16 protein-coding genes are annotated in these 20,990 nt (G+C 74.3%); all 16 read left to right on the top strand.

The genetic code is table 11. The features are described from left to right. The first annotated feature begins 62 nt into the window (after positions 1-62). The 16 genes from NHH00_RS07740 to NHH00_RS07815 all read left to right on the top strand — a co-directional run bounded on the left by NHH00_RS07740 (position 63) and on the right by NHH00_RS07815 (position 20,978). Positions 63-1,649, top strand: a complete 1,587-nt coding sequence (locus tag NHH00_RS07740; RefSeq protein WP_253051254.1) for a molybdopterin-dependent oxidoreductase — start codon at positions 63-65, stop codon at positions 1,647-1,649. 318 nt (positions 1,650-1,967) lie between these two features. Further along, positions 1,968-2,234, top strand: coding sequence for a hypothetical protein (locus NHH00_RS07745; protein WP_253051255.1), 267 nt, complete (start codon positions 1,968-1,970; stop codon positions 2,232-2,234). Positions 2,235-2,479: 245 nt separating this feature from the next. Continuing rightward, positions 2,480-5,950 carry an isoleucine--tRNA ligase gene (gene ileS, locus NHH00_RS07750; RefSeq protein ID WP_253051256.1) on the top strand — a complete coding sequence of 1,157 codons (3,471 nt, stop codon included), beginning with the start codon at positions 2,480-2,482 and terminating at the stop codon, positions 5,948-5,950. Then, positions 5,947-7,368 carry a bifunctional folylpolyglutamate synthase/dihydrofolate synthase gene (locus NHH00_RS07755; protein WP_253051257.1) on the top strand — a complete coding sequence of 474 codons (1,422 nt, stop codon included), beginning with the start codon at positions 5,947-5,949 and terminating at the stop codon, positions 7,366-7,368. The genes ileS and NHH00_RS07755 overlap by 4 nt, the downstream gene beginning before the upstream one ends. Before the next feature lie 193 nt (positions 7,369-7,561). Next, complete coding sequence (gene dhaK, locus NHH00_RS07760) at positions 7,562-8,557, top strand: dihydroxyacetone kinase subunit DhaK (protein WP_253051258.1); 996 nt, start codon at positions 7,562-7,564, stop codon at positions 8,555-8,557. 70 nt (positions 8,558-8,627) lie between these two features. Then, positions 8,628-9,272: a dihydroxyacetone kinase subunit DhaL gene (dhaL, locus tag NHH00_RS07765; RefSeq protein WP_253051259.1), complete on the top strand. Its 645-nt coding sequence runs from the start codon at positions 8,628-8,630 to the stop codon at positions 9,270-9,272. After that, positions 9,269-10,006 (top strand): dihydroxyacetone kinase phosphoryl donor subunit DhaM, encoded by a 738-nt coding sequence (gene dhaM, locus NHH00_RS07770; protein ID WP_253051260.1) that lies wholly within the window; start codon positions 9,269-9,271, stop codon positions 10,004-10,006. Before dhaL ends, dhaM begins: the two co-directional genes overlap by 4 nt. A 96-nt stretch (positions 10,007-10,102) precedes the next feature. Then, positions 10,103-10,771, top strand: a complete 669-nt coding sequence (locus NHH00_RS07775) for a TetR/AcrR family transcriptional regulator (RefSeq protein WP_253051261.1) — start codon at positions 10,103-10,105, stop codon at positions 10,769-10,771. A 117-nt stretch (positions 10,772-10,888) separates the two neighbouring features. Then, positions 10,889-12,616, top strand: a complete 1,728-nt coding sequence (locus tag NHH00_RS07780) for an MDR family MFS transporter (RefSeq protein WP_253051262.1) — start codon at positions 10,889-10,891, stop codon at positions 12,614-12,616. Positions 12,617-12,620: 4 nt separating this feature from the next. Then, positions 12,621-13,115, top strand: coding sequence for a DUF4233 domain-containing protein (locus NHH00_RS07785; protein ID WP_308202275.1), 495 nt, complete (start codon positions 12,621-12,623; stop codon positions 13,113-13,115). 67 nt (positions 13,116-13,182) lie between these two features. Beyond that, positions 13,183-13,635, top strand: a complete 453-nt coding sequence (gene ndk / locus NHH00_RS07790; RefSeq protein ID WP_253051263.1) for a nucleoside-diphosphate kinase — start codon at positions 13,183-13,185, stop codon at positions 13,633-13,635. A 144-nt stretch (positions 13,636-13,779) separates the two neighbouring features. After that, positions 13,780-17,337, top strand: coding sequence for a chromosome segregation protein SMC (gene smc / locus NHH00_RS07795; RefSeq protein ID WP_253051264.1), 3,558 nt, complete (start codon positions 13,780-13,782; stop codon positions 17,335-17,337). A 150-nt stretch (positions 17,338-17,487) separates the two neighbouring features. Continuing rightward, complete coding sequence (locus tag NHH00_RS07800) at positions 17,488-17,868, top strand: hypothetical protein (RefSeq protein WP_253051265.1); 381 nt, start codon at positions 17,488-17,490, stop codon at positions 17,866-17,868. A 63-nt stretch (positions 17,869-17,931) separates the two neighbouring features. Further along, the gene (ftsY, locus tag NHH00_RS07805; RefSeq protein WP_253051266.1) at positions 17,932-19,104 is read left to right on the top strand and encodes a signal recognition particle-docking protein FtsY; all 1,173 of its coding nucleotides are present in this window, start codon (positions 17,932-17,934) and stop codon (positions 19,102-19,104) included. 225 nt (positions 19,105-19,329) lie between these two features. Continuing rightward, positions 19,330-20,643 (top strand): ammonium transporter, encoded by a 1,314-nt coding sequence (locus NHH00_RS07810; RefSeq protein ID WP_253051267.1) that lies wholly within the window; start codon positions 19,330-19,332, stop codon positions 20,641-20,643. Then, positions 20,640-20,978 carry a P-II family nitrogen regulator gene (locus tag NHH00_RS07815; protein ID WP_253051268.1) on the top strand — a complete coding sequence of 113 codons (339 nt, stop codon included), beginning with the start codon at positions 20,640-20,642 and terminating at the stop codon, positions 20,976-20,978. The genes NHH00_RS07810 and NHH00_RS07815 overlap by 4 nt, the downstream gene beginning before the upstream one ends. Positions 20,979-20,990: the final 12 nt, after the last annotated feature.

The following is a 20,990-nucleotide window of genomic DNA, read 5'->3' on the forward strand; positions in this document are numbered from 1 at the left end:
GGCCGAGGCCGTAGCGCGGAGCCCGTGACGGGCGTTCACTGGGAGCGACAGGAGGTCGGCGGATGGGCGGCGGTCGGAACGGTCGGGCGGGAGCGTGGGCCGCGCTCGCGGGGGTCGTGTGCGCGGCCGTCGGGTTCGCGGTCGCCGAGCTCGTCGCGGCGCTCGTCGGGCCGGGGTCCAGCCCGCTCTTCGCCGCGGGCGCCGGGGTGGTCGACGCCGTCCCCGGCCCGGTCAAGGACTGGGCGGTCGCGACGTTCGGGACCGCCGACAAGGCGGTGCTGCTCGGCGGCATGGGGGTCGTCCTCGCCGCGGGCGCGGCGCTCGCGGGCGGGCTCGAGCTGCGCCGTCCGCCGTGGGGTTCCCTGCTGCTGGGCGCCGTGGGAGCGGTCGGCGCCGTCGTGGCCGCGACGCGGCCCGGCGCGAGCGTCGCGTGGGCGCTGCCGTCGCTCGTCGGGGTCGGGGTCGCGGTCCTGCTGCTCCGGGCGTCCCTCGCGCCGCTGCGCGGCCCGTCGGACGCGGGGCTCCTCGCCGAGAGCGTCGCCGACGACGGCCGGGCGGTCACCGGGGTCCGTGGCCCGATGGACCGGCGCCGCTTCCTCCTCGTCACCGGCCTCGCCGCCGCGGCGGGCGTCGTCGCGCTCGCGACGTCCCGGGCGGTGTCGGCCGGGTCGCGCGCCGTCACGGCCGCGCGCGAGGCGCTGCGGCTGCCCTCCCCGGCGACGCCCGCCCCGGCCGTCCCCGCCGGGGCGGACCTGCGGGTGCCAGGCCTCGCGCCGTACGTGACGCCCAACGGCGACTTCTACCGGATCGACACCGCGCTGCGCGTGCCCCAGGTCGACCCCGCCTCGTGGACGCTGCGCGTGACCGGTCTCGTCGACGAGCCGTTCGAGCTCACGCTCGACGATCTGCTCGCGCTCCCGCTCACGGAGCACCACGTGACGCTCACGTGCGTGTCGAACGAGGTCGGCGGCGACCTCGTCGGCAACGCGCGGTGGCTCGGCTACCCCGTGCGCGAGCTGCTCGCGCGCGCCGGGGTGCGCGACGGCGCCGACATGGTCCTGTCCACGAGCGCCGACGGCTGGACCGCGAGCACCCCGCTCGACGTGCTCACCGACCCCGACCGCGCGTGCCTGCTCGCCGTCGGGATGAACGGCGAGCCGCTGCCCGCGGAGCACGGGTTCCCCGCGCGGCTCGTCGTCCCGGGGCTCTACGGCTACGTGTCCGCGACCAAGTGGGTCACCGAGCTCAAGGTCACGACGTTCGCCGACGACGTCGCGTACTGGTCCACGCGCGGCTGGTCCGAGCGCGGCCCGATCAAGCTCGCGTCGCGCGTCGACACGCCGCGCGCGGGGGCGCCGGTCCCGGCGGGCGTCGTGACCGTCGCGGGCGTCGCGTGGGCGCAGCACACGGGGATCGCGGGCGTGGAGGTCCGGGTCGACGACGGCACGTGGCGCACCGCGACGCTCGCCGAGACGGTGGGCCCCGACACGTGGCGGCAGTGGTCGTACGCGTGGGACGCCACGCCGGGCGAGCACCGCCTGACGGTCCGCGCGACCGACGCCGACGGCCGGACGCAGACCGCCGACGTCGCCCCGCCCGCGCCCGACGGCGCGTCGGGGTGGCACGAGGTCACGGTCCGCGTCGACTGACGGGACCGCGTCCGGCCCGTGGACGCGGGGTTGTCCGCCCGGGTCCGCCCTGGCACCATGTCCGCGTGACCTCCCCGCGCCCCACGAGCCGCACGCTCGTCGACGCGCGCCCGCAGGTCTCCTCCGCCACCTGTTGTTGAGGGCTCGCGGCGCCCTGCGCAGCCTCGACCTGGTGTCCGCGAGCAGCCTCCCGCCCCTCCCTCCAGACGAAGGGGCGTGACGGTCGCCGGTCTCGTGCCACGGGCTCATCGATGAGTCCCGCGCGACGCCCGGGTCTGCACCTCCGGACGCCCGCCGAGCACAGGACGCGAGACCACCATGTACGTTCCCCGGAGCTTTCCCCGCTACCGCCCGACGACGTCGCTCGCCGCCCAGTCGCGCGAGGCCGCCCGCCCGCCCGCCGCGACGACCGCCGTCGGGCACGACGCCCGCCCGCCGCTCACGCTCGAGTGGCTCGTCGCGCGGGACATCGACGCCTACACCGCGCGCCGCCGCGCGGCGGCTACCATGGACGCACAGGCGTCGACCCGGCCATCACCGGCGAGCCTCCGGAAGAACGGGACCCGCGCCGTCGGGCAGGCCTGACGGCCCCGCGGCCAGGTCCTCACTAGACCCGGACGGGTGGGCCCGTCACAGCCTGCGACGAGCGGTCGGCGACCGCCCGCCGGGCCCGACGGCGTCGGGCACCGGAGGACGACGCCGGCAAGCGAGGTGGTACCGCGGCGAGCCCGCCCCTGGGTGGGGGAGTCGTCCTCGCAGGAGAGCACGACCGACCCGTACCACCACGGCGGACACCCCGCCGGCCGCTACCCTCCGGAGTCCTCGAGACCATGGCCTATCCGCTGCACCGCGCCCCCTCGTCCGCCGCCTCTGCCGCCGACTCGCACCCCGGAGCCGCGTTCGGCGTGCCCGCCTCTCCCGACCTGCCCGCGATCGAGCGCGAGGTGCTCGCCTACTGGGACGCGGACGACACGTTCCGCGCCTCGGTCGAGCGCAACCCCGCCGGCGAGAACGGCAGCAACGAGTTCGTCTTCTACGACGGCCCGCCGTTCGCCAACGGCCTGCCCCACTACGGGCACCTGCTCACGGGGTACGCGAAGGACGTCGTCCCGCGCTACCAGACGATGCGCGGCAAGCACGTCGAGCGCCGCTTCGGGTGGGACACGCACGGCCTGCCCGCCGAGCTCGAGGCGATGGACCAGCTCGGGATCAAGACCAAGGAGGAGATCCTCGAGCTGGGGATCGAGCGGTTCAATGACGCGTGCCGCGCGTCGGTGCTGAAGTACACGAGCGAGTGGCAGGACTACGTGACCCGGCAGGCGCGCTGGGTCGACTTCGAGCACGACTACAAGACGCTCGACCCGACGTTCATGGAGTCGGTCCTGTGGGCGTTCAAGCAGCTCTACGACAAGGGCCTCGTCTACGAGGGCTTCCGCGTGCTGCCCTACTGCTGGAACGACCAGACGCCGCTGTCCAACCACGAGCTGCGCATGGACGAGGACGTGTACCAGGTCCGCCAGGACCCGGCGGTCACCGTGGGCTTCCGGCTCGAGACGGGCGAGCTCGCGCTCATCTGGACGACGACGCCCTGGACCCTGCCGTCCAACCTGTTCGTCATGGTCGGGCCGGACGTCGAGTACGTCGTCGTGGAGTCGTCGTTCACGGGCGTCACGGAGCGCTACGTGATCGCGGCCGAGCGCCTCGGTGCGTACGCGCGCGAGCTCGCCGACGAGGGCGTCGAGGACGTGACGACGCAGGTCGTCGAGCGCCTCACGGGCGCCGACCTCGTCGGGCGCTCCTACACGCCGCCGTTCTCCTACTTCGCCGGCCACCCCGGTGCGCACCGCGTCGTCGAGGCGGACTTCGTCACGACGACGGACGGTACCGGCCTCGTGCACAACGCCGGCGCGTTCGGCGAGGAGGACAAGGTCGTCTCCGACCGCGAGGGGGTCGAGCCGGTCCTCCCGGTCGCGTCCGACGGCAAGTTCGTCTTCCCCGTCGTCGACTACGAGAGCCTGCAGGTCTTCGACGCGAACGCGCTCATCATCGACCACCTCAAGGGCCGGACGCGGCACGACGCCGCGGTGGCGGCGGGCGAGGCGGCTCCGGACCTCGCGCTCGGCGCCACCAGCGCCGGGACGGTGCTGCTGCGCCGCGAGTCGTACGCGCACTCCTACCCGCACTGCTGGCGCTGCCGGCAGCCGCTCATCTACATGGGCGTGTCGTCGTGGTTCGTCGCGGTGTCGACGTTCAAGGACCGCATGGTCGAGCTGAACGAGCAGATCTCCTGGACGCCCGAGCACATCCAGCACGGCCAGTTCGGCAAGTGGCTCGAGAACGCGCGCGACTGGTCGATCACGCGCAACCGGTTCTGGGGGAGCCCCGTCCCGGTGTGGCGCTCCGACGACCCGCAGTACCCGCGCGTCGACGTCTACGGGTCGTTCGCCGAGCTCGAGCGCGACTTCGGCACGCTGCCGCGCAACGAGAAGGGCGAGCCGGACCTGCACCGCCCGTTCGTCGACCGCCTCACCCGGCCCAACCCCGACGACCCGACGGGCCGCTCGACCATGCGCCGCGTCGAGGACGTCATGGACGTCTGGTTCGACTCGGGGTCCATGCCCTACGCGCAGGTGCACTACCCGTTCGAGAACACGGACTGGTTCGAGCACCACAACCCGGGCGACTTCATCGTCGAGTACATCGGCCAGACGCGCGGCTGGTTCTACACGCTGCACGTGCTCGCGACCGCGCTGTTCGACCGCCCCGCGTTCCGCTCGGCCGTCTCGCACGGCATCGTGCTGGGCTCCGACGGCCGCAAGATGAGCAAGTCCCTGCGCAACTACCCGGACGTCAACGAGGTCTTCGACCGCGACGGCTCCGACGCGATGCGCTGGTTCCTCATGAGCTCGCCGATCCTGCGCGGCGGCAACCTCGTCGTCACCGAGGACGGGATCCGCGACGCGGTGCGCCAGGTGCTCCTCCCGCTGTGGAGCACGTACTACTTCTTCACCCTGTACGCGAACACGTCGAAGGCGCAGGCGCGCGCGGGCGAGCCGGGCGGCGCGGCGGGATACGTCGCGCAGAAGGTCGCACCCGAGCGCGTGGCCGGGCTCCCGGCGCTCGACCGCTACCTGCTCGCGCGCACGCACGACCTCGTCGTGCGCGTCACCGAGCAGCTCGACGCCTACGACATCGCCGGCGCGTGCGAGACCGTGCGCGAGCACCTCGACGTCCTGACGAACTGGTACGTGCGCACCCAGCGCGACCGGTTCTGGGCCGAGGACGCCGACGCGTTCGACACGCTGTACACGGCGCTCGAGACGCTCACGCGCGTCATGGCGCCGCTCGCCCCGCTGCTCGCGGAGGAGGTGTGGCGCGGCCTGACGGGCGGGCGCTCGGTCCACCTCACCGACTGGCCGGCGTCCACCGAAGAGGTCGGCGAGCGGTTCGTCGGCGAGGACGGCTCGTCCGCCGTGGCCGTGCGCCACGTCCCGGACGCGTCCCTCGTCGCCGACCCGGCGCTCGTCGCCGCGATGGACGAGGTCCGCGCCGTCGCGTCGGCCGCGCTCGGCCTGCGCAAGGCGCACCAGCTCCGCGTGCGCCAGCCGCTCGCGCGCCTCACGGTCGTCGTGGACGACCCCGAGGCGCTCGCGCCGTACACGGACCTGCTGGCGCGCGAGCTCAACGTCAAGGCCGTCGAGCTCGAGTCGACCGACTCGGACGCCGCCGAGCGCTTCGGTATCACGCAGCGCCTCGCCGTGAACGCGCGCGCCGCGGGACCGCGCCTGGGCCGCGGGGTCCAGGCCGTCATCAAGGCCGCCAAGGCCGGTGCGTGGCGCGTGGACGACGCCGGGGAGGTCGTCGTGACGACGGACGACGGCGACGTCGCGCTCCTGCCCGCGGAGTACGAGCTGACGACGGTGGTCGCCGCCACCCGGGCCGGCGGCCCGGAGCCCGACGCGGAGGCACCGAGCGTCGCCGCCGCGGTGCTCGCGAGCGGCGGGTTCGCCGTCCTCGACCTCGCGCTCGACGACGCGCTGCTCGCCGAGGGCTACGCACGCGACGTGATCCGCGACGTGCAGGACGCGCGCAAGGCCGCCGGCCTCGACGTGGCCGACCGCATCCGGCTGTCGCTCGACGTGCCCGGCGAGTGGCTCGTCGCGGTCGAGGAGCACCGCGACCTCGTCGCGCGCGAGACCCTCGCGGTCGAGGTCGTCCTCGAGACGTCGCCGACCGACGTGCGCTCCGTGCGCGTCGAGAAGGCCGACGGCACCGTTCCGGACACGGCGGTGATCCTGTGAGCGCCGCCCGCAAGGACCCCGGCGCCGCACGCCGGCAGAGCGCGAAGGACGCCCGCGCGGCCGCGGAGGACGCCGCCGCGCAGGCGGACCTGGAGCGCGTCTACCAGCACATCGTGTCCCGTGCTCCCGAGCACGACTTCGACCCGACGATCGACCGGGTGCGGCGGCTGTTCGAGCTGCTGGGCGACCCGCAGCACGCCTTCCGGACGATCCACCTCACCGGGACCAACGGCAAGACGAGCACCGCGCGCGTCGCGGAGCGCCTCGTGCGCGAGCACGGGCTGCGCACGGGGATGTTCACGAGCCCGCACCTGACGAGCGTCACCGAGCGGATCGTCGTCGACGGCGAGCCGCTCTCGGCGCGCCGGTTCGTCGAGGTCTGGGAGGACGTCTACCCGTACGTGCAGGTCGTCGACGCCGAGCTCGCCGAGGCCGGGCAGTCGCAGCTCAGCTTCTTCGAGGTGCTCACGGGCGTGGCGTTCGCGGCGTTCGCCGACACGCCCGTCGACGTCGCGATCGTCGAGGTCGGCATGGGCGGCGAGTGGGACTCGACCAACGTGGTCGACGCGGAGGTCGCCGTCGTGACGCCCGTCGCGCTCGACCACGAGCGCTGGCTCGGCAGCACGCTCGAGGAGATCGCGACGGTCAAGTCGGGCATCGTCAAGGAGGGCGCGACCGTCGTCTCGGCGGCGCAGCGGCCCGAGGTCGAGGAGGTGCTGCGGGCGCGGGCGGAGCGCGTTGGGGCGCGCCTGCTGCGCGAGGGCGTCGACCTCGACGTGGCGGCACGGCAGGTCGCGGTCGGGGGGCAGCTCCTCGACCTGCGCACGCCCGCCGCGCTCTACACCGAGGTGTTCCTCCCGCTGCACGGCGAGCACCAGGCGCACAACGCGCTGCTCGCGCTCGGCGCGGTGGAGGCGTTCCTCGGCGGCCGGGCGCTCGACGGCACGCTCGTCGAGGCGGCCTTCGCGGACGTCACCTCGCCGGGCCGGCTCGAGGTCGTGCGGTCGAGCCCGACCGTCCTCGTCGACGCGGCGCACAACGCCGCGGGCGCGGAGGCGCTCGCGACCGCGCTCGGCGAGGCGTTCGACCTGCGCCACCTCGTCGGGGTCGTCGCGATCATGGCGGACAAGGACGCCGAGCCGCTGCTCGCGGCGCTCGAGCCGGTGCTGTCCGAGGTCGTCGTGACGCGCAACAGCTCCGAGCGGTCGGCCGATCCCGCCGACCTCGCCGAGCTCGCCGCGGACGTGTTCGGCGAGGACCGCGTGCACAGCACCGAGCGGCTCGACGAGGCGCTCCAGGTGGCCGTCGACCTCGCCGAGCGGGACGACGCGGTGGGCGTGGGGACCGGCTCGGGCGTGCTCGTCACGGGCTCGGTCGTCACGGTCGCCGACGCGCGCATCCTCCTCGGGCGCGGCTGACGCCCCGTCCCGCGCGGCACTGCTCCTCCGCGCACGAGGCGCGCCACCGGGTGGCGCGCCTCGTCGCGTCGGGGACGCCTCGCGGCCCGCCGCACCCGGGTGTTTGATGGAGGCGACGACGGCGACGGACACGCCGGGCGGGGGTCGTCGGCGTCCGGAGCACCGGGCGCACGGACCGATGGAGGGATGACCGGTGAAGAAGCTGCTCAACGATCCCCAGGACGCGGTGTCGGAGTCCCTGGAGGGGTTCGGCCAGGCGCACGCCGACCTCGTGGAGGTGCACCTCGCGCCGCCCTACGTCTCGCGGGCCGGGGGTGCGGTCCCCGGGAAGGTCGGGCTGGTCTCCGGCGGTGGGTCCGGGCACGAGCCGCTGCACGCGGGCTTCGTCGGCTTGGGGATGCTCGACGCCGCGGTCCCGGGCGCGGTCTTCACCTCGCCGACGCCGGACCAGATCGTCCCGGCGATCCTCGGCGCCGACTCGGGCGCGGGCGTCCTCGCGATCGTGAAGAACTACACGGGCGACGTGCTGAACTTCGAGACGGCGGTCGAGCTCGTCGAGGCGGAGGGCACCCAGGTCACGAGCATCCTCGTCAACGACGACGTCGCGGTCGAGGACTCGCTCTACACCGCCGGCCGGCGCGGCGTCGCGGGGACGGTCGCGGTCGAGAAGATCGCGGGCGCCGCGGCCGAGCGCGGCGACGACCTCGGCGCGGTGACGGAGATCGCGGGCCGCGTCGTCGCGAACGTGCGCTCGATGGGCGTCGCGCTCACCGCCTGCACGGTCCCGCACGTCGGCAAGCCGAGCTTCGACCTCGGCGACGACGAGGTCGAGATCGGGATCGGCATCCACGGCGAGCCGGGCCGGCACCGCATCCCGCTGGCCTCGGCGGACGAGATCACGCAGCGGCTCGTGGACCCCGTCGCCGACGACCTGGGCCTGTCGGACGGCGAGGACGTGTTGCTGTTCGTTAACGGAATGGGCGGTACGCCGCTGTCTGAGCTGTACGTCGTCTATCGTCAGGCGAGGAGGCTGCTCGAGGGGCGCGGCGTACGGGTGACGCGCTCGCTCGTCGGCAACTACGTCACGTCGCTGGAGATGCAGGGTGCGTCGGTCACCGTGCTGCGCCTGGACGACGAGCTCACCGCCCTGTGGGACGCTCCCGTCCACACGGCTGCGCTGCGCTGGTGAGGCGGCGCCCGTGCGTGCAGTCTCCGAGGGGCCGGCGGACCGCCGGCTCGACGGCGAGGAGAGGTGGGGCATGACGCTGGACGTGGCCTGGGCGGACCGGTGGACGCGGCTGAGCGCGGAGCGCATCGCGGCGGCACGGGACGAGCTGACCGAGCTGGACCGCCAGATCGGTGACGGCGACCACGGGGAGAACCTCGACCGGGGGTTCCGCGCGGTGGTCGCCAAGCTCGACGGGACGGCCGCCGGGGACCAGCCGCCGGGTCAGATCGGCGACGTGCTCAAGCTCGTGGCCACGACCCTCATGTCGTCCGTCGGCGGCGCCTCGGGGCCGCTCTACGGCACCGCCTACCTGCGTGCGGCGAAGGTGACGGGCCTGTCCGAGCTCGACGCCCACGGCGTGGTGGCCCTCCTCGAGGGCGCGCTGGAGGGCATCACCGCCCGTGGCAAGGCGCAGGTCGGGGAGAAGACGATGGTGGACGCCTGGCAGCCGGCGGTGGACGCCGCGGAGGCCGCCGCGGACGCCGGGGCGTCGACCGGCGACGTCCTCGCCGCCGCCGCGCAGGCGGCGCGCGCGGGCGCCGAGGCGACGGTCCCGCTCGTCGCGACGAAGGGCCGCGCGAGCTACCTGGGTGAGCGCAGCGCCGGGCACCAGGACCCGGGGGCGACCTCGACCGCGATCCTCCTCGAGGCCGCGCGCGACGCGGCGACGGCGTGAGCGGCGCCGCCGGGCCGGTCGGGGCGCGAGCGCGCGTCGCGCTCGTCCTCGTCTCGCACTCGCAGCGGCTCGCCGAGGGTGCCGTCGAGCTGTCCGCGCAGATGGCTCCCGGTGTGCTGCTGCTCGCCGCGGGAGGGACCGACGACGGCGGGCTCGGCACGAGCTACGACCGGGTGTCCGCGGCGCTCGACGAGGCGCTGGCCGTCGCGGAGGGCGTGGTCGTGCTCGCCGACCTGGGCTCCGCCGTCATGACCGTCGAGTCGGTGCTGGACATGGAGGACGGGTTCGACGGGAGGGTCCGGCTCGCCGACGCCCCGTTCGTCGAGGGCGCGGTGGCGGCGGCGGTGACCGCGCACGGTGGCGGCGACGTCACGGAGGTGCTCGCGTCGGCCGAGCACGCGGGCGGCACGTTCGCGGTCGCTGGCGGAGCTCCCGCCGAGGAGGCGTCGGCGACCCGGGCGGAGCCTCCCGCGGACGGTGCGACGCGCGCCGTCGTCGCGCTGCGCAACCCGCTCGGCCTGCACGCGCGCCCCGCCGCGGTGCTCGCGCGCCTCGTCGCCGGGTTCGACGCGACGGTGGCGATCGACGGGGTCAACGGCGCGAGCGTCCTCGAGCTCATGAAGCTGGGGGCCACGGGCGGGCAGGAGCTCACCGTGACGGGGGAGGGGCCCCAGGCCGCCGACGCCGTGCGCGCGGTCGTCGAGGCCGTGGAGGGCGGATTCGGGGAGGTCTGACCGGCACCCCGGTGTGACGGGCGTCACGCCATCTTGCAGTTGATGCAAAATTGCAGAGGGTGCAAGAATACACGGGTGCCCCTGACTCTCCCTGACGTGCCCGCTCGCCCCTCGTTGGTCGAGCGGGCCGCGACGTGCCTCGCGCCGTCTCCCGGCGGTCTGCGAGAGCGCAAGAAGCGCGCCCGACGGGAGGCGCTCGTCGAGGCCGCGCAGACGCTCGTGCTGGAGCGCGGCTTCGACGCGGTGACGGTCGAGGACATCTGTGCCGAGGTCGGGGTCTCGCCGCGCACGTTCTTCAACTACTTCCCCTCCAAGGACGACGCCGTGCTCGGCCTGGAGGACTTCTCCGTGCGCCCGGAGGTCGTCGCGGCCTTCGTCGAGGGCGGCCCGACGGGCGCCCTGCTCGACGACCTCGAGGTGGTCGTCGCCGACGTGCTCGGGCACCAGGTCGTCACGCCCGAGCGCATGGCGCGCACGCTCGAGCTCGTCCAGCGCGAGCCGCAGCTCGTCGCGCGGCACGTCGCGTGGGTCGACGGCCATCGCGCGGAGCTCGTCGACATGTTCGTCGCACGCCGCGCCGCCCGTCCCTTCGTCCCCGATCCCGAGCTCCTGGCCCTCGTGGTCATGAGCCTGCTGCGCGCGAGCACCCTCGAGTGGCAGCAGCGCGACCGCGAGGGCGAGCCGGTGGACCACCTGCCGACCGTCGTCGCCCAGCTCCGCGCGCTCCTGGCCGACACGCGCGCCCCTGATCCCGTGGCCCGCTAGCCGCACGCCCTGCGGGCCACCGCACCACCACCGCTCCACCGCCTCACCAGCTCCCCACCCGACGACGGGCCGCGCCCGTCGGCGCGCGCCCGCCCGTCCTGACTGAACCGGATCCTCATGGCCTCCTCCACCGCAGCACCCCCCGTCGACGGCGCCAAGCCGCTCGTCGTGCTCACCCCGCGCACCGTGTGGGTGATCTTCGGCGCGCTCATGGCGTCGATGTTCCTGTCCTCCCTCGACCAGTCGATCGTCGGCACCGCGATGCCGACCATCGTCGGCGAGCTCCACGGCGTCGAGCACCAGGGCTGGGTCATCACGGCCTACATCCTGGCCATCGCGATCGTCATGCCCCTGTACGGCAAGTTCGGCGACCTCTGGGGTCGTCGGTGGCCGTTCCTCGTCGCGATCGGGCTCTTCACCATCGCGTCGGCCGGTGCCGGGTTCGCGCAGTCGTTCCCCGAGCTCGTCGCCTGGCGCGGCGTGCAGGGCCTCGGCGGCGGCGGTCTGATGATCCTGTCGCAGGCGATCATCGCGGACATCGTGCCCGCGAAGGACCGCGGCAAGTACATGGGTCCCATGGGCGCCCTGTTCGGCATCGCGGCCGTGATCGGGCCGCTCCTGGGCGGCTGGTTCACCGAGGGGCCGGGCTGGCGCTGGGCGTTCTGGATCAACGTGCCGATCGGCGTCGCGGCCTTCGTCGTCGCGTGGGTCGCGCTCAAGCTCCCGTCGCACCGCTCGGGCCGCAAGATCGACGTCGCCGGGATCTTCCTCATGGTCGTCGCCACGTCCGGCATCGTGCTCGTCACGAGCTGGGAGTCCCTCACCAGCTCGCGCGGCTACGACTGGTCGGACCCGTGGCTCCTGGGCCTCGTCACGGTCGTGATCGTGTCGATCGCCGCGTTCGTCGTGGTGGAGAACCGTGCCGAGGAGCCGCTGCTCCCGCTGCACCTCTTCAAGAACCGGACGTTCACGATCGCGACGCTCATCGGCCTCGTGCTGGGCATGGGCATGTTCTCGGCGCTCGCGTTCCTGCCGACGTTCCTCCAGATGTCGACCGGCGCCGGGGTCACCGAGTCCGGCTTCCTCCTGCTGCCCATGATGGCGGGCGTCATGCTCACGGCGATCGGGTCCGGTATCGCGATCACCAAGACCGGCCGCTACAAGGTGTTCCCGGTCGTCGGGCTCGCGATCACCGCCGCGGGCATGATCTGGCTCACGCGCATCACCGGGGACATGTCGATGTGGCTCTTCGGCGCCATGATCTTCGTCATGGGCGCCGGCATGGGCCTCGTCATGCAGACGATCGTCCTCGCGGTCCAGAACGCCGTCGACCCGCACGAGCTGGGGACCGCGACGAGCGCGAACAACTTCTTCCGCGAGATCGGCGCGGCCGTCGGCACGGCGCTGTTCAGCACGATCTTCACGTCGCGCCTCGCGGACAACCTCGAGGGCGTCTTCGCGGGCCTGCCCGCGGGCTCGGCCCCCGCCGGTGCCGAGGGGGCCTCGCTCACGCCCGAGATGGTGCAGCAGCTCCCCGAGCCGATCCACACGGGCGTCGTCGACGCGTTCACGGACGCGCTCGCCCCGGCCTTCTGGTACCTCGTCCCGCTCGTGCTCGTCGGGTTCGTCCTCGCGCTCTTCCTGCGCGAGGTCAAGCTCTCCGACGTCGCGGGGATGGTCGCGCGCGGCGAGGCCGTCGCGGACCACGGCGACCTCGTCGAGGACGCCCCGGTGCCGGTCGAGGACGGCGCGGGCGAGGCCCCGGCCGTCGTGACCGCGGGAGCCGCGGGGGCGGGCGGCGACCACCCGGAGGACCGGGGCCGCGACGCCACGCCGGTATCCTGACCGGGTGAGCACCTCGCCGTCGCAGCCCGCCGCGCAGCCGTCCCGCTACGGCCGCGCGGCGGGCCCGGTGCGCCCCTCGCCGGGCGACCGGATCAAGCCCAAGAAGCCCGCGAAGGTCCAGTTCGCGTCCACCACGCTGCTGCTCGAGGCGTTCCTCGTGGTGTTCGCCACGCTCGTCGCCTACGGGCTGCGGGACGTGCCCTACTCGCGCGGGCCGCTCGAGCTGCCGAGCGCGACGTCGATCTGGCTCGTAGGCGGCGCCCTCGCGGTCGTGCTCGTCGTCCTCTCGCGCATGGTCGGCACGCCGGGCGGCTACGTCGCCGGGTCGGTCGTCCAGGTGCCGGTCCTGGCGTTCGGCCTCGTCGTGCCGATGATGTTCGTCGTCGGCGGGCTCTTCGTCGTGCTGTGGGTCGTCTCGATCCGGCTCGGCGGGCGCATCGACCGGGAGCGCGCCGCGTACGACGCCGAGCACCCCGAGACCGCGCCCAACGCCGACTGAGGCGCGCCTCACGGGCCCGGTGGTCACGGCGTCCCGCACGCCCGCGCGGCCGGTAGGCTCGGCGACCATGACCGACGTCGCACCCGCACTGACCGAGACCATCGAGCGCACCCTCATCCTCGTCAAGCCCGACGGCGTCCGCCGCGGCCTGTCCGGCGAGATCCTGCGGCGCGTCGAGGCCAAGGGCTACACGCTCGCCGCCGTGCGCCTGCTCGACGCGACGCCCGAGCTGCTCGCCGCGCACTACGCCGAGCACGAGGGCAAGCCGTTCTACCAGCCGCTCGTCGACTTCATGCTCTCGGGCAAGATCCTCGCGGTCGTGGCCGAGGGCCAGGGCGTCATCCCCGGCTTCCGCTCCCTCGCGGGCGCGACGAACCCGACCGAGGCCCTGCCCGGCACCGTCCGCGGCGACCTCGGTCGCGACTGGGGCCTCAAGGTCCAGCAGAACCTCGTCCACGGCTCCGACTCGCCCGAGTCCGCCGCGCGCGAGATCGCGCTCTGGTTCCCCGAGCTCGGCTGACGCACCGTCACGCGGCACCGCGCCCCGTCCCGGCCGCACCGGCCGGGGCGGGGCGTCTCGCGTCCCGGCGCCCCGCCGACGGCGTCCGGCCGCGCGGGGCGCAGATCCGCGGGTTCGTCGGGGGCCGCCACTAGGCTCGGGTCCGTGCACCTCAAGACCCTGACGCTGCGCGGCTTCAAGTCGTTCGCGTCCGCGACGACGCTGAGCTTCGAGCCCGGGGTCACGTGCGTCGTCGGGCCGAACGGCTCGGGCAAGTCCAACGTCGTCGACGCGCTCGCGTGGGTCATGGGGGAGCAGGGCGCCAAGACGCTGCGCGGCGGCAAGATGGAGGACGTCATCTTCGCCGGGACGTCCGGGCGGCCGCCGCTCGGGCGCGCCGAGGTCTCCCTGACGATCGACAACACCGACGGCGCGCTGCCGATCGACTACACCGAGGTGACGATCTCCCGCACGCTGTTCCGCAGCGGTGGCTCCGAGTACGCGATCAACGGCGCCGCGTGCCGCCTCCTCGACATCCAGGACCTCCTCTCGGACTCCGGCCTCGGCCGGGAGATGCACGTGATCGTCGGGCAGGGACAGCTCGACGCGGTCCTGCGCGCGACCCCCGAGGACCGCCGCGGCTTCGTCGAGGAGGCCGCGGGCGTCCTCAAGCACCGCAAGCGCAAGGAGAAGGCGCTCCGCAAGCTCGACGCGATGCAGGCCAACCTCACCCGCCTCGCCGACCTCACGACCGAGATCCGCCGCCAGCTCGGCCCGCTGGGACGCCAGGCCGAGATCGCCCGCAAGGCGGCGACGATCCAGGCGGACCTGCGCGACGCCAAGGCCCGCCTGCTCGCGGACGACCTCGCGCAGCTCACCGCGACCCTGGAGCAGGAGATCGCGGACGAGGCGGCGCTGCGCGCGCAGCAGGCGGAGGTCGAGCGGGCGCTCGCCACGGCCCGCGACGGGCTCGGCCGGCTCGAGCGCGAGGCCGCGGAGGCGGCGCCCGCGCTCGGTGCCGCGACCGACGTCTGGTTCCGGCTGTCGTCCCTGCGCGAGCGCCTGCGCGGCACGCAGACGCTCGCGGAGGAGCGGGTCCGCCTGCTCGGTCGCCCGGAGCCCGCCCAGCGGGGCCAGGACCCCGACGAGATCGAGGCCCAGGCGGAGCGCGTGCGCGCGACCGAGGCCGAGCTCGAGGCGGAGGTCGTCCGGGCGCGCGACGCGCTCGCGGCGGCCGTCGTGGACCGCGAGGACGCCGAGCGGTCGGCGGGCGAGGCCGAGCGCGCGGTCGCGACGCTGCTCCGCGGTGCCGCCGACCGGCGGGAGGGCCTCGCGCGCCTCGCGGGCCAGGTCGCCGCGCAGCGCACGCGGGTCGAGGCCGCGGAGGCGGAGATCGGGCGCCTCCGCGAGTCGCTGGCGGAGGCCGAGCACCGGGGCACCCAGGCGCGCACGGACTTCGCGGTGCTGGAGACCCAGGTGGTCGGCGCCGAGGAGGGCGAGGAAGGCCTCGACGCCGAGCACGAGGCCGCAGCGGACGAGGTCGAGCGGACGACGACGGTCGTGCGGGAGCTCGAGGACGAGGCCTCCGTGGCGGACCAGGAGCGTGCCACGTGGAGCGCGCGGATCGAGGCCCTGGAGCTGAGCCTGGACCGCAAGGACGGCGCCGGCGCGCTGCTCGCAGCCGACGGCGTCGGGGTGGTGGGGTCTCTCGCGGCGCTGCTCGGCGTCGAGGCCGGGTACGAGGACGCCGTGGCTGCGGCGCTCGGCCCCGCCGCGGACGCCGTCGCCGTCGAGTCGGTCGACGCCGCCGTCGACGCGCTGCGCTACCTGCGCACCGAGGACGCCGGACGGGCGGGCCTGGTCGTGGCGGCCGACGGGGCGGACGGGAGCGTGCACGGCGACGTCGCCCTGCCGGACGGCGCGCGCTGGGTCGTCGACGTCGTGACGGCCGGCGGGGGCGTCGGCGGCGCCGTGCGCGCGCTGCTCTCCGACGTCGCGGTCGTCGAGGACCTCGCGGACGCGCGCGCCCTCGTGGCGCGGCACCCGGGCATCTCCGTCGTGACGCGCGGCGGCGATCTCCTCGCGACGACCCGCGCGTGGGGCGGGTCGGCCTCCGCTCCGAGCGTGCTGCACCTGCAGGCCGCCCTCGACGAGGCGCGCGCCGCCCACGACGACGCCGCGGCCCGGGGGGAGCGCGCGCGGTTCGCCCTCGTGGGCGCGCGCGACGCCGCGCAGGAGGCCCGAGCTCGGTACGACGACACCCTCGACCGGCTCAACGAGTCGGACGCCCAGCTCGCGGCCGTCGCGGAACAGCTCGGACACCTCGGCGCGACGGCGCGCTCGGCCGCGGCGGAGGCGGAGCGCGTGCGTACCTCGCTCGAGCGCGCGTCGCAGGGGCTCGACGACGCGCGCGAGGCGCTCGCGGACCTCGTCGACCGGCTCGACGTCGCGGAGGCGGCCCCGGAGCAGTCCGAGGAGGCGGTCGCCGACGCGACGACCGAGCGCGACCGTCTCCTCGCGCTCGCGTCGGCGGCGCGCACCACCGAGACCGAGGCGCGTCTCGCGCTGCGGACCAGCGAGGAACGCGCGCGCGCCGTGGCCGGCCGGGCGCAGTCGCTCGCCCGGGCCGCCGCGGCGGAGCGCGAGGCGCGCGAGCGGGCCGCGCGGCGCGAGGCCGCCCGGGTGCGCCAGGCTGAGCGCGCGTCGGCCGTGCGCGACGGCGCGGCGCGCGCCCTCGGCGCGGTCGACCGCTCCCTCGCCCGCGCGGGCGAGGAGCGCGCGGCCGCCGAGGCGGCGCGCGCGGAGCGCGACGCCGCCGTGACCGCTGCCCGGCGCGAGGTCGACGACCTCGCCTCCCGCCTGCACGAGCTGACCGACGTCGCGCACCGCGACGAGGTGGCGCGCGCGCAGCAGCAGCTGCGCATCGAGCAGCTCCAGGCGCGCAGCGTCGACGAGCTCGGCCTCGACCCGGCGGTCCTCGTCGAGGAGCTCGGCCCGCACCGCGACGTCCCGGTCGCGTCGGACGACGACGAGCCGCGCACCGTGCCCTACGACCGCGCGGCCCAGGAGAAGCGGCTCCGGGCCGCCGAGCGGGACCTCGGTCGGCTCGGCAAGGTGAACCCGCTCGCGCTCGAGGAGTTCGCGGCGCTCGAGGAACGGCACAAGTTCCTCGCGGACCAGCTCGCCGACCTCAAGAAGTCGCGTGCCGACCTCCTGGAGATCGTCAAGGAGATCGACGAGCGCGTCGAGCGCGTGTTCGCCGACGCGTACCGCGACACCGCCGAGCAGTTCGAGCGGGTGTTCGCGCGCATGTTCCCCGGCGGCGAGGGACGGCTGGTACTCACGGACCCGGACGACATGCTCACGACCGGGATCGAGGTCGAGGCGCGGCCGGCGGGCAAGAAGGTCAAGCGGCTCTCGCTCCTGTCCGGGGGCGAGCGCTCGCTCACCGCGGTCGCGCTGCTCGTCGCGATCTTCAAGGCCCGGCCCTCGCCGTTCTACGTCATGGACGAGGTCGAGGCCGCGCTGGACGACGTCAACCTCGGCCGGCTCCTCGAGATCTTCCGGGAGCTCCAGGAGGACTCGCAGCTCATCGTCATCACGCACCAGAAGCGCACGATGGAGATCGCCGACGCCCTCTACGGGGTGACGATGCGCGGCGACGGCGTGACGACCGTCATCAGCCAGCGGATGAACGAGACGCGCGAGGAGGTCCCCGTGTGAGCGGGCTCACGCCGCCGCACGGCACGTGCGCGACCTGGGCGGACGCTGGGGAAACGTTGGAATTCCGGGCCTTGTGAAGATGTGGTGCCGATCGGACGGCACGGCGTGGCACGGGTCGCGCCGCGTGCGTCGACCCGGATACTGGACCTCATGGTCTGGATGTTCGTGTGGCTGGGGCTCACGCTCGGCGTCGCCGCCGTCGTGTTCCTGTTCGCGAGCGTCGTCGCGCGCTCGGAGGCCCAGGCCACGGGCGCGGCGGGGGACCGGTCCGGTGAGCAGGGGATGCGCGCGTTCTGGCGCGACTTCCGCTCGGGGCTGCGTCGGCGGCGTCGCCGCGGGAACCTGGACGCCCACCACGTCGGGACCGTGCGCATGCCTCGGCCGGTCGACACGAGCATCGACGACTTCTTCACCGCGACCGAGGTGACGTCGAACGCGTACGTCGACGCGGAGGAGCTCACCGACGTCCTGCACCGCGCGCGGGAGCGCGTGCGGCCGCTGCACACGGGAGAGCGTCCCCCTCAGGCGTGACCACCGCGGGACCACGGGCGTGACCGCCGCGTGGCCTCCGCCCTCGTCTGAGAGACTTCCGGGGTGAACGACCTCCTCCCGCTCTGGATCGTCCTCGGCGTCCTGCTCCTCGTCGGCCTCGTCACCTTCGGGACCGTGTCGGTCCGTCGGCGTCGCCGCGACGTCGTCGAGCCCCCGCCCACCGCACCCGCCGAGCCGCCGGCGACCCGCGAGCCCGTGACGGCGCCCCCGGGCGCCGAGGTGCAGGCCCCGCCCGTGGAGGAGGCGCCTCCCGCGCCGACGGTCGAGCGGCCGGAGCCCGTCGGCGGTCGCCTCGTCCGGCTCCGTGAGCGCCTCGCGCGCTCCGGCTCGCCGCTCGGCGCCCGGCTCCTCTCCGTGCTCTCGCGCGACCACCTCGCGGAGGACGACTGGGACGAGCTCGAGGAGACGCTCCTGCTCGCGGACGTGGGCGCCGGTCCTGCCGGCGAGCTCATCGACGCGCTGCGCACCAAGGTCCGCGTCCTCGGCGTCCGGGACGCCGCGAGCGTGCGCGACCTGCTCCGCACGGAGCTCGTCGCGCTCGTCGACCCGTCGCTCGACCGGTCGCTCGCGACGTCGCCCCACGCCGGCGAGGACGGGAACCCGGTGCCGGCCGTGGTGCTCGTCGTCGGCGTGAACGGCACGGGGAAGACGACGACGGTCGGCAAGCTCGCGCGCGTGCTCGTCGCGGAGGACCGCAGCGTCGTGCTCGGCGCGGCGGACACGTTCCGGGCCGCGGCGGCGGACCAGCTCGAGACCTGGGGCTCGCGCGTCGGCGTCCCGACCGTGCGCTCGGACCGCGACGGCGCCGACCCCGCCGCCGTGGCGTTCGACGCCGTGCGCCGGGGCCGCGCCGAGGGCGTGGACGTCGTGCTCGTCGACACCGCCGGCCGGCTCCAGAACAAGCAGGGCCTCATGGACGAGCTGGGCAAGATCCGGCGCGTCATCACCAAGGAGGCGCCGCTCTCCGAGGTCCTCCTCGTCCTCGACGCGACCACGGGGCAGAACGGTCTCAACCAGGCGCGCGTGTTCGGCGAGGTCGCCGGTGTGACGGGCATCGTCCTGACGAAGCTCGACGGGACGGCACGAGGAGGCATCGTCGTCGCGGTGCAGCGCGAGCTGGGCGTCCCCGTGAAGCTCGTCGGGCTGGGGGAGGGGCCCGACGACCTCGCCCCGTTCGACCCGGAGCAGTTCGTCGACGGGCTCCTCGGCGACTGACGGGCGACGTCCACGGGTCACGGTCGTGTCACGCTCCGATCACGAGCGTGTCGCGATCCGGACGCGGTGCGACGTCCCCGGAGGTGTGAAGGGGCGGTGAAACGGAACGTTTACGTCCGAGGAACGCTTGTCACACCCGCGTAACACGGCGACACCGCGGGGGAAACCCGCCCGCACCACCGTAGTCCCCGACCGGCCGCCCGGCTGGCGAGGGGAGATGATCCGATGGAGTGGGACACCGGGGCAACCGCGTGGATGCTGACCTCAGCATCCCTCGTGCTCCTGATGACGCCCGGACTGGCGTTCTTCTACGGCGGCATGGTCCGCGCCAAGTCCGTGCTGAACATGATGATGATGTCGTTCGGCGCGATGGCCGTCGTGGGCGTCGTCTACGTGCTGTGGGGCTGGTCGATGTCCTACGGCGAGGCCGGGACGGGCGGCCTCGTCGCCAGCCCGTTCGCGCAGTTCGGCCTCTCGGGGGCGATCACGGACGCCGACGGCAGCGCCGTGGCGAGCACGCTCGGCAACTACCCGAACGTGGTGGACATCGCGTTCCAGGTGACGTTCGCGATCATCACGGTCGCGCTCATCTCGGGTGCGCTGGCCGACCGCGTGAAGTTCGGCACCTGGCTCACCTTCACGGCGATCTGGGTCACCGTCACCTACTTCCCGCTCGCCCACATGGTCTGGGGCGGCGGCTTCCTCTCGGGCAACGAGAACGGCCTCGCGGCACGCGTCTTCGGGGTGACGGACGGCGCCGCCACGGTCGCGCCGATCGACTTCGCGGGCGGCACCGTCGTCCACATCAACGCCGGCGTCGCGGCCCTCGTGCTCGCGATCCTCATCGGCAAGCGCAAGGGCTTCGGCAAGGAGCCGATGCGCCCGCACAACCTGCCGTTCGTCATGCTCGGCGCGGCCCTCCTGTGGTTCGGCTGGTTCGGGTTCAACGCGGGCTCGGCCTTCGGGGCGAACGAGACCGCCGGCCTCGCCTGGGTCAACACGACGAGCGCCACCGCGGCGGGCATCATCGGGTGGCTCCTCACGGAGAAGATCCGCGACGGCCACGCGACGTCGCTCGGTGCTGCGTCGGGCGTCGTGGCGGGTCTCGTCGCGATCACCCCGGCCGCGGGCGCCCTCAACCCCGTGACGTCGATCGTCCTGGGCCTCGTCGCCGGCGCGCTCTCCGCGCTCGCGGTCGGTCTCAAGTACCGCTTCGGCTACGACGACTCGCTCGACGTCGTCGGCGTCCACCTGGTCTCGGGCCTCTGGGGTACCGTCGCGATCGGCTTCCTCGCCACCGACACGGGCCTCTTCTTCGGGGGCGGCGCGCAGCAGCTCGTCGTGCAGATCCTCATCGCCCTCGTCGCCATCGTGTTCTCGGCGGCCACGACGCTCGTCATCGGCCTGATCCTCAAGGCGACGATGGGCTGGCGGGTCAGCGAGGACGCCGAGGTCGGCGGCATCGACCTCGCGGTCCACGGCGAGACGGCGTACGAGTCCATCCAGCAGGGCAGCGTCATCAAGGAGGTGCGGGCATGAAGCTCGTCACGGGAATCATCCAGCCGCACCGGCTCGACGACGTGAAGTCGGGGCTCGAGGCCGCGGGCGTGCGGGGCATGACGGTCAGCGAGGCCAGCGGCTACGGGCGCCAGAAGGGCCACACCGAGGTCTACCGCGGTGCGGAGTACACGGTCGACCTGGTGCCCAAGGTCCGCGTCGAGGTCCTCGTCGACGACGCCGACGCGACCGCGGTCACCGAGGTGATCGTCAAGGCGGCGCAGACCGGCAAGATCGGCGACGGCAAGGTCTGGACGGTCCCGGTGGACGACGTCGCCCGCGTGCGCACGGGCGAGCACGGCCCCGGCGCCCTGTGAGGCGACGGGCCA

It is taken from the genome of Cellulosimicrobium cellulans (assembly GCF_024124905.1).
GTDB lineage: Bacteria > Actinomycetota > Actinomycetes > Actinomycetales > Cellulomonadaceae > Cellulosimicrobium > Cellulosimicrobium cellulans_G.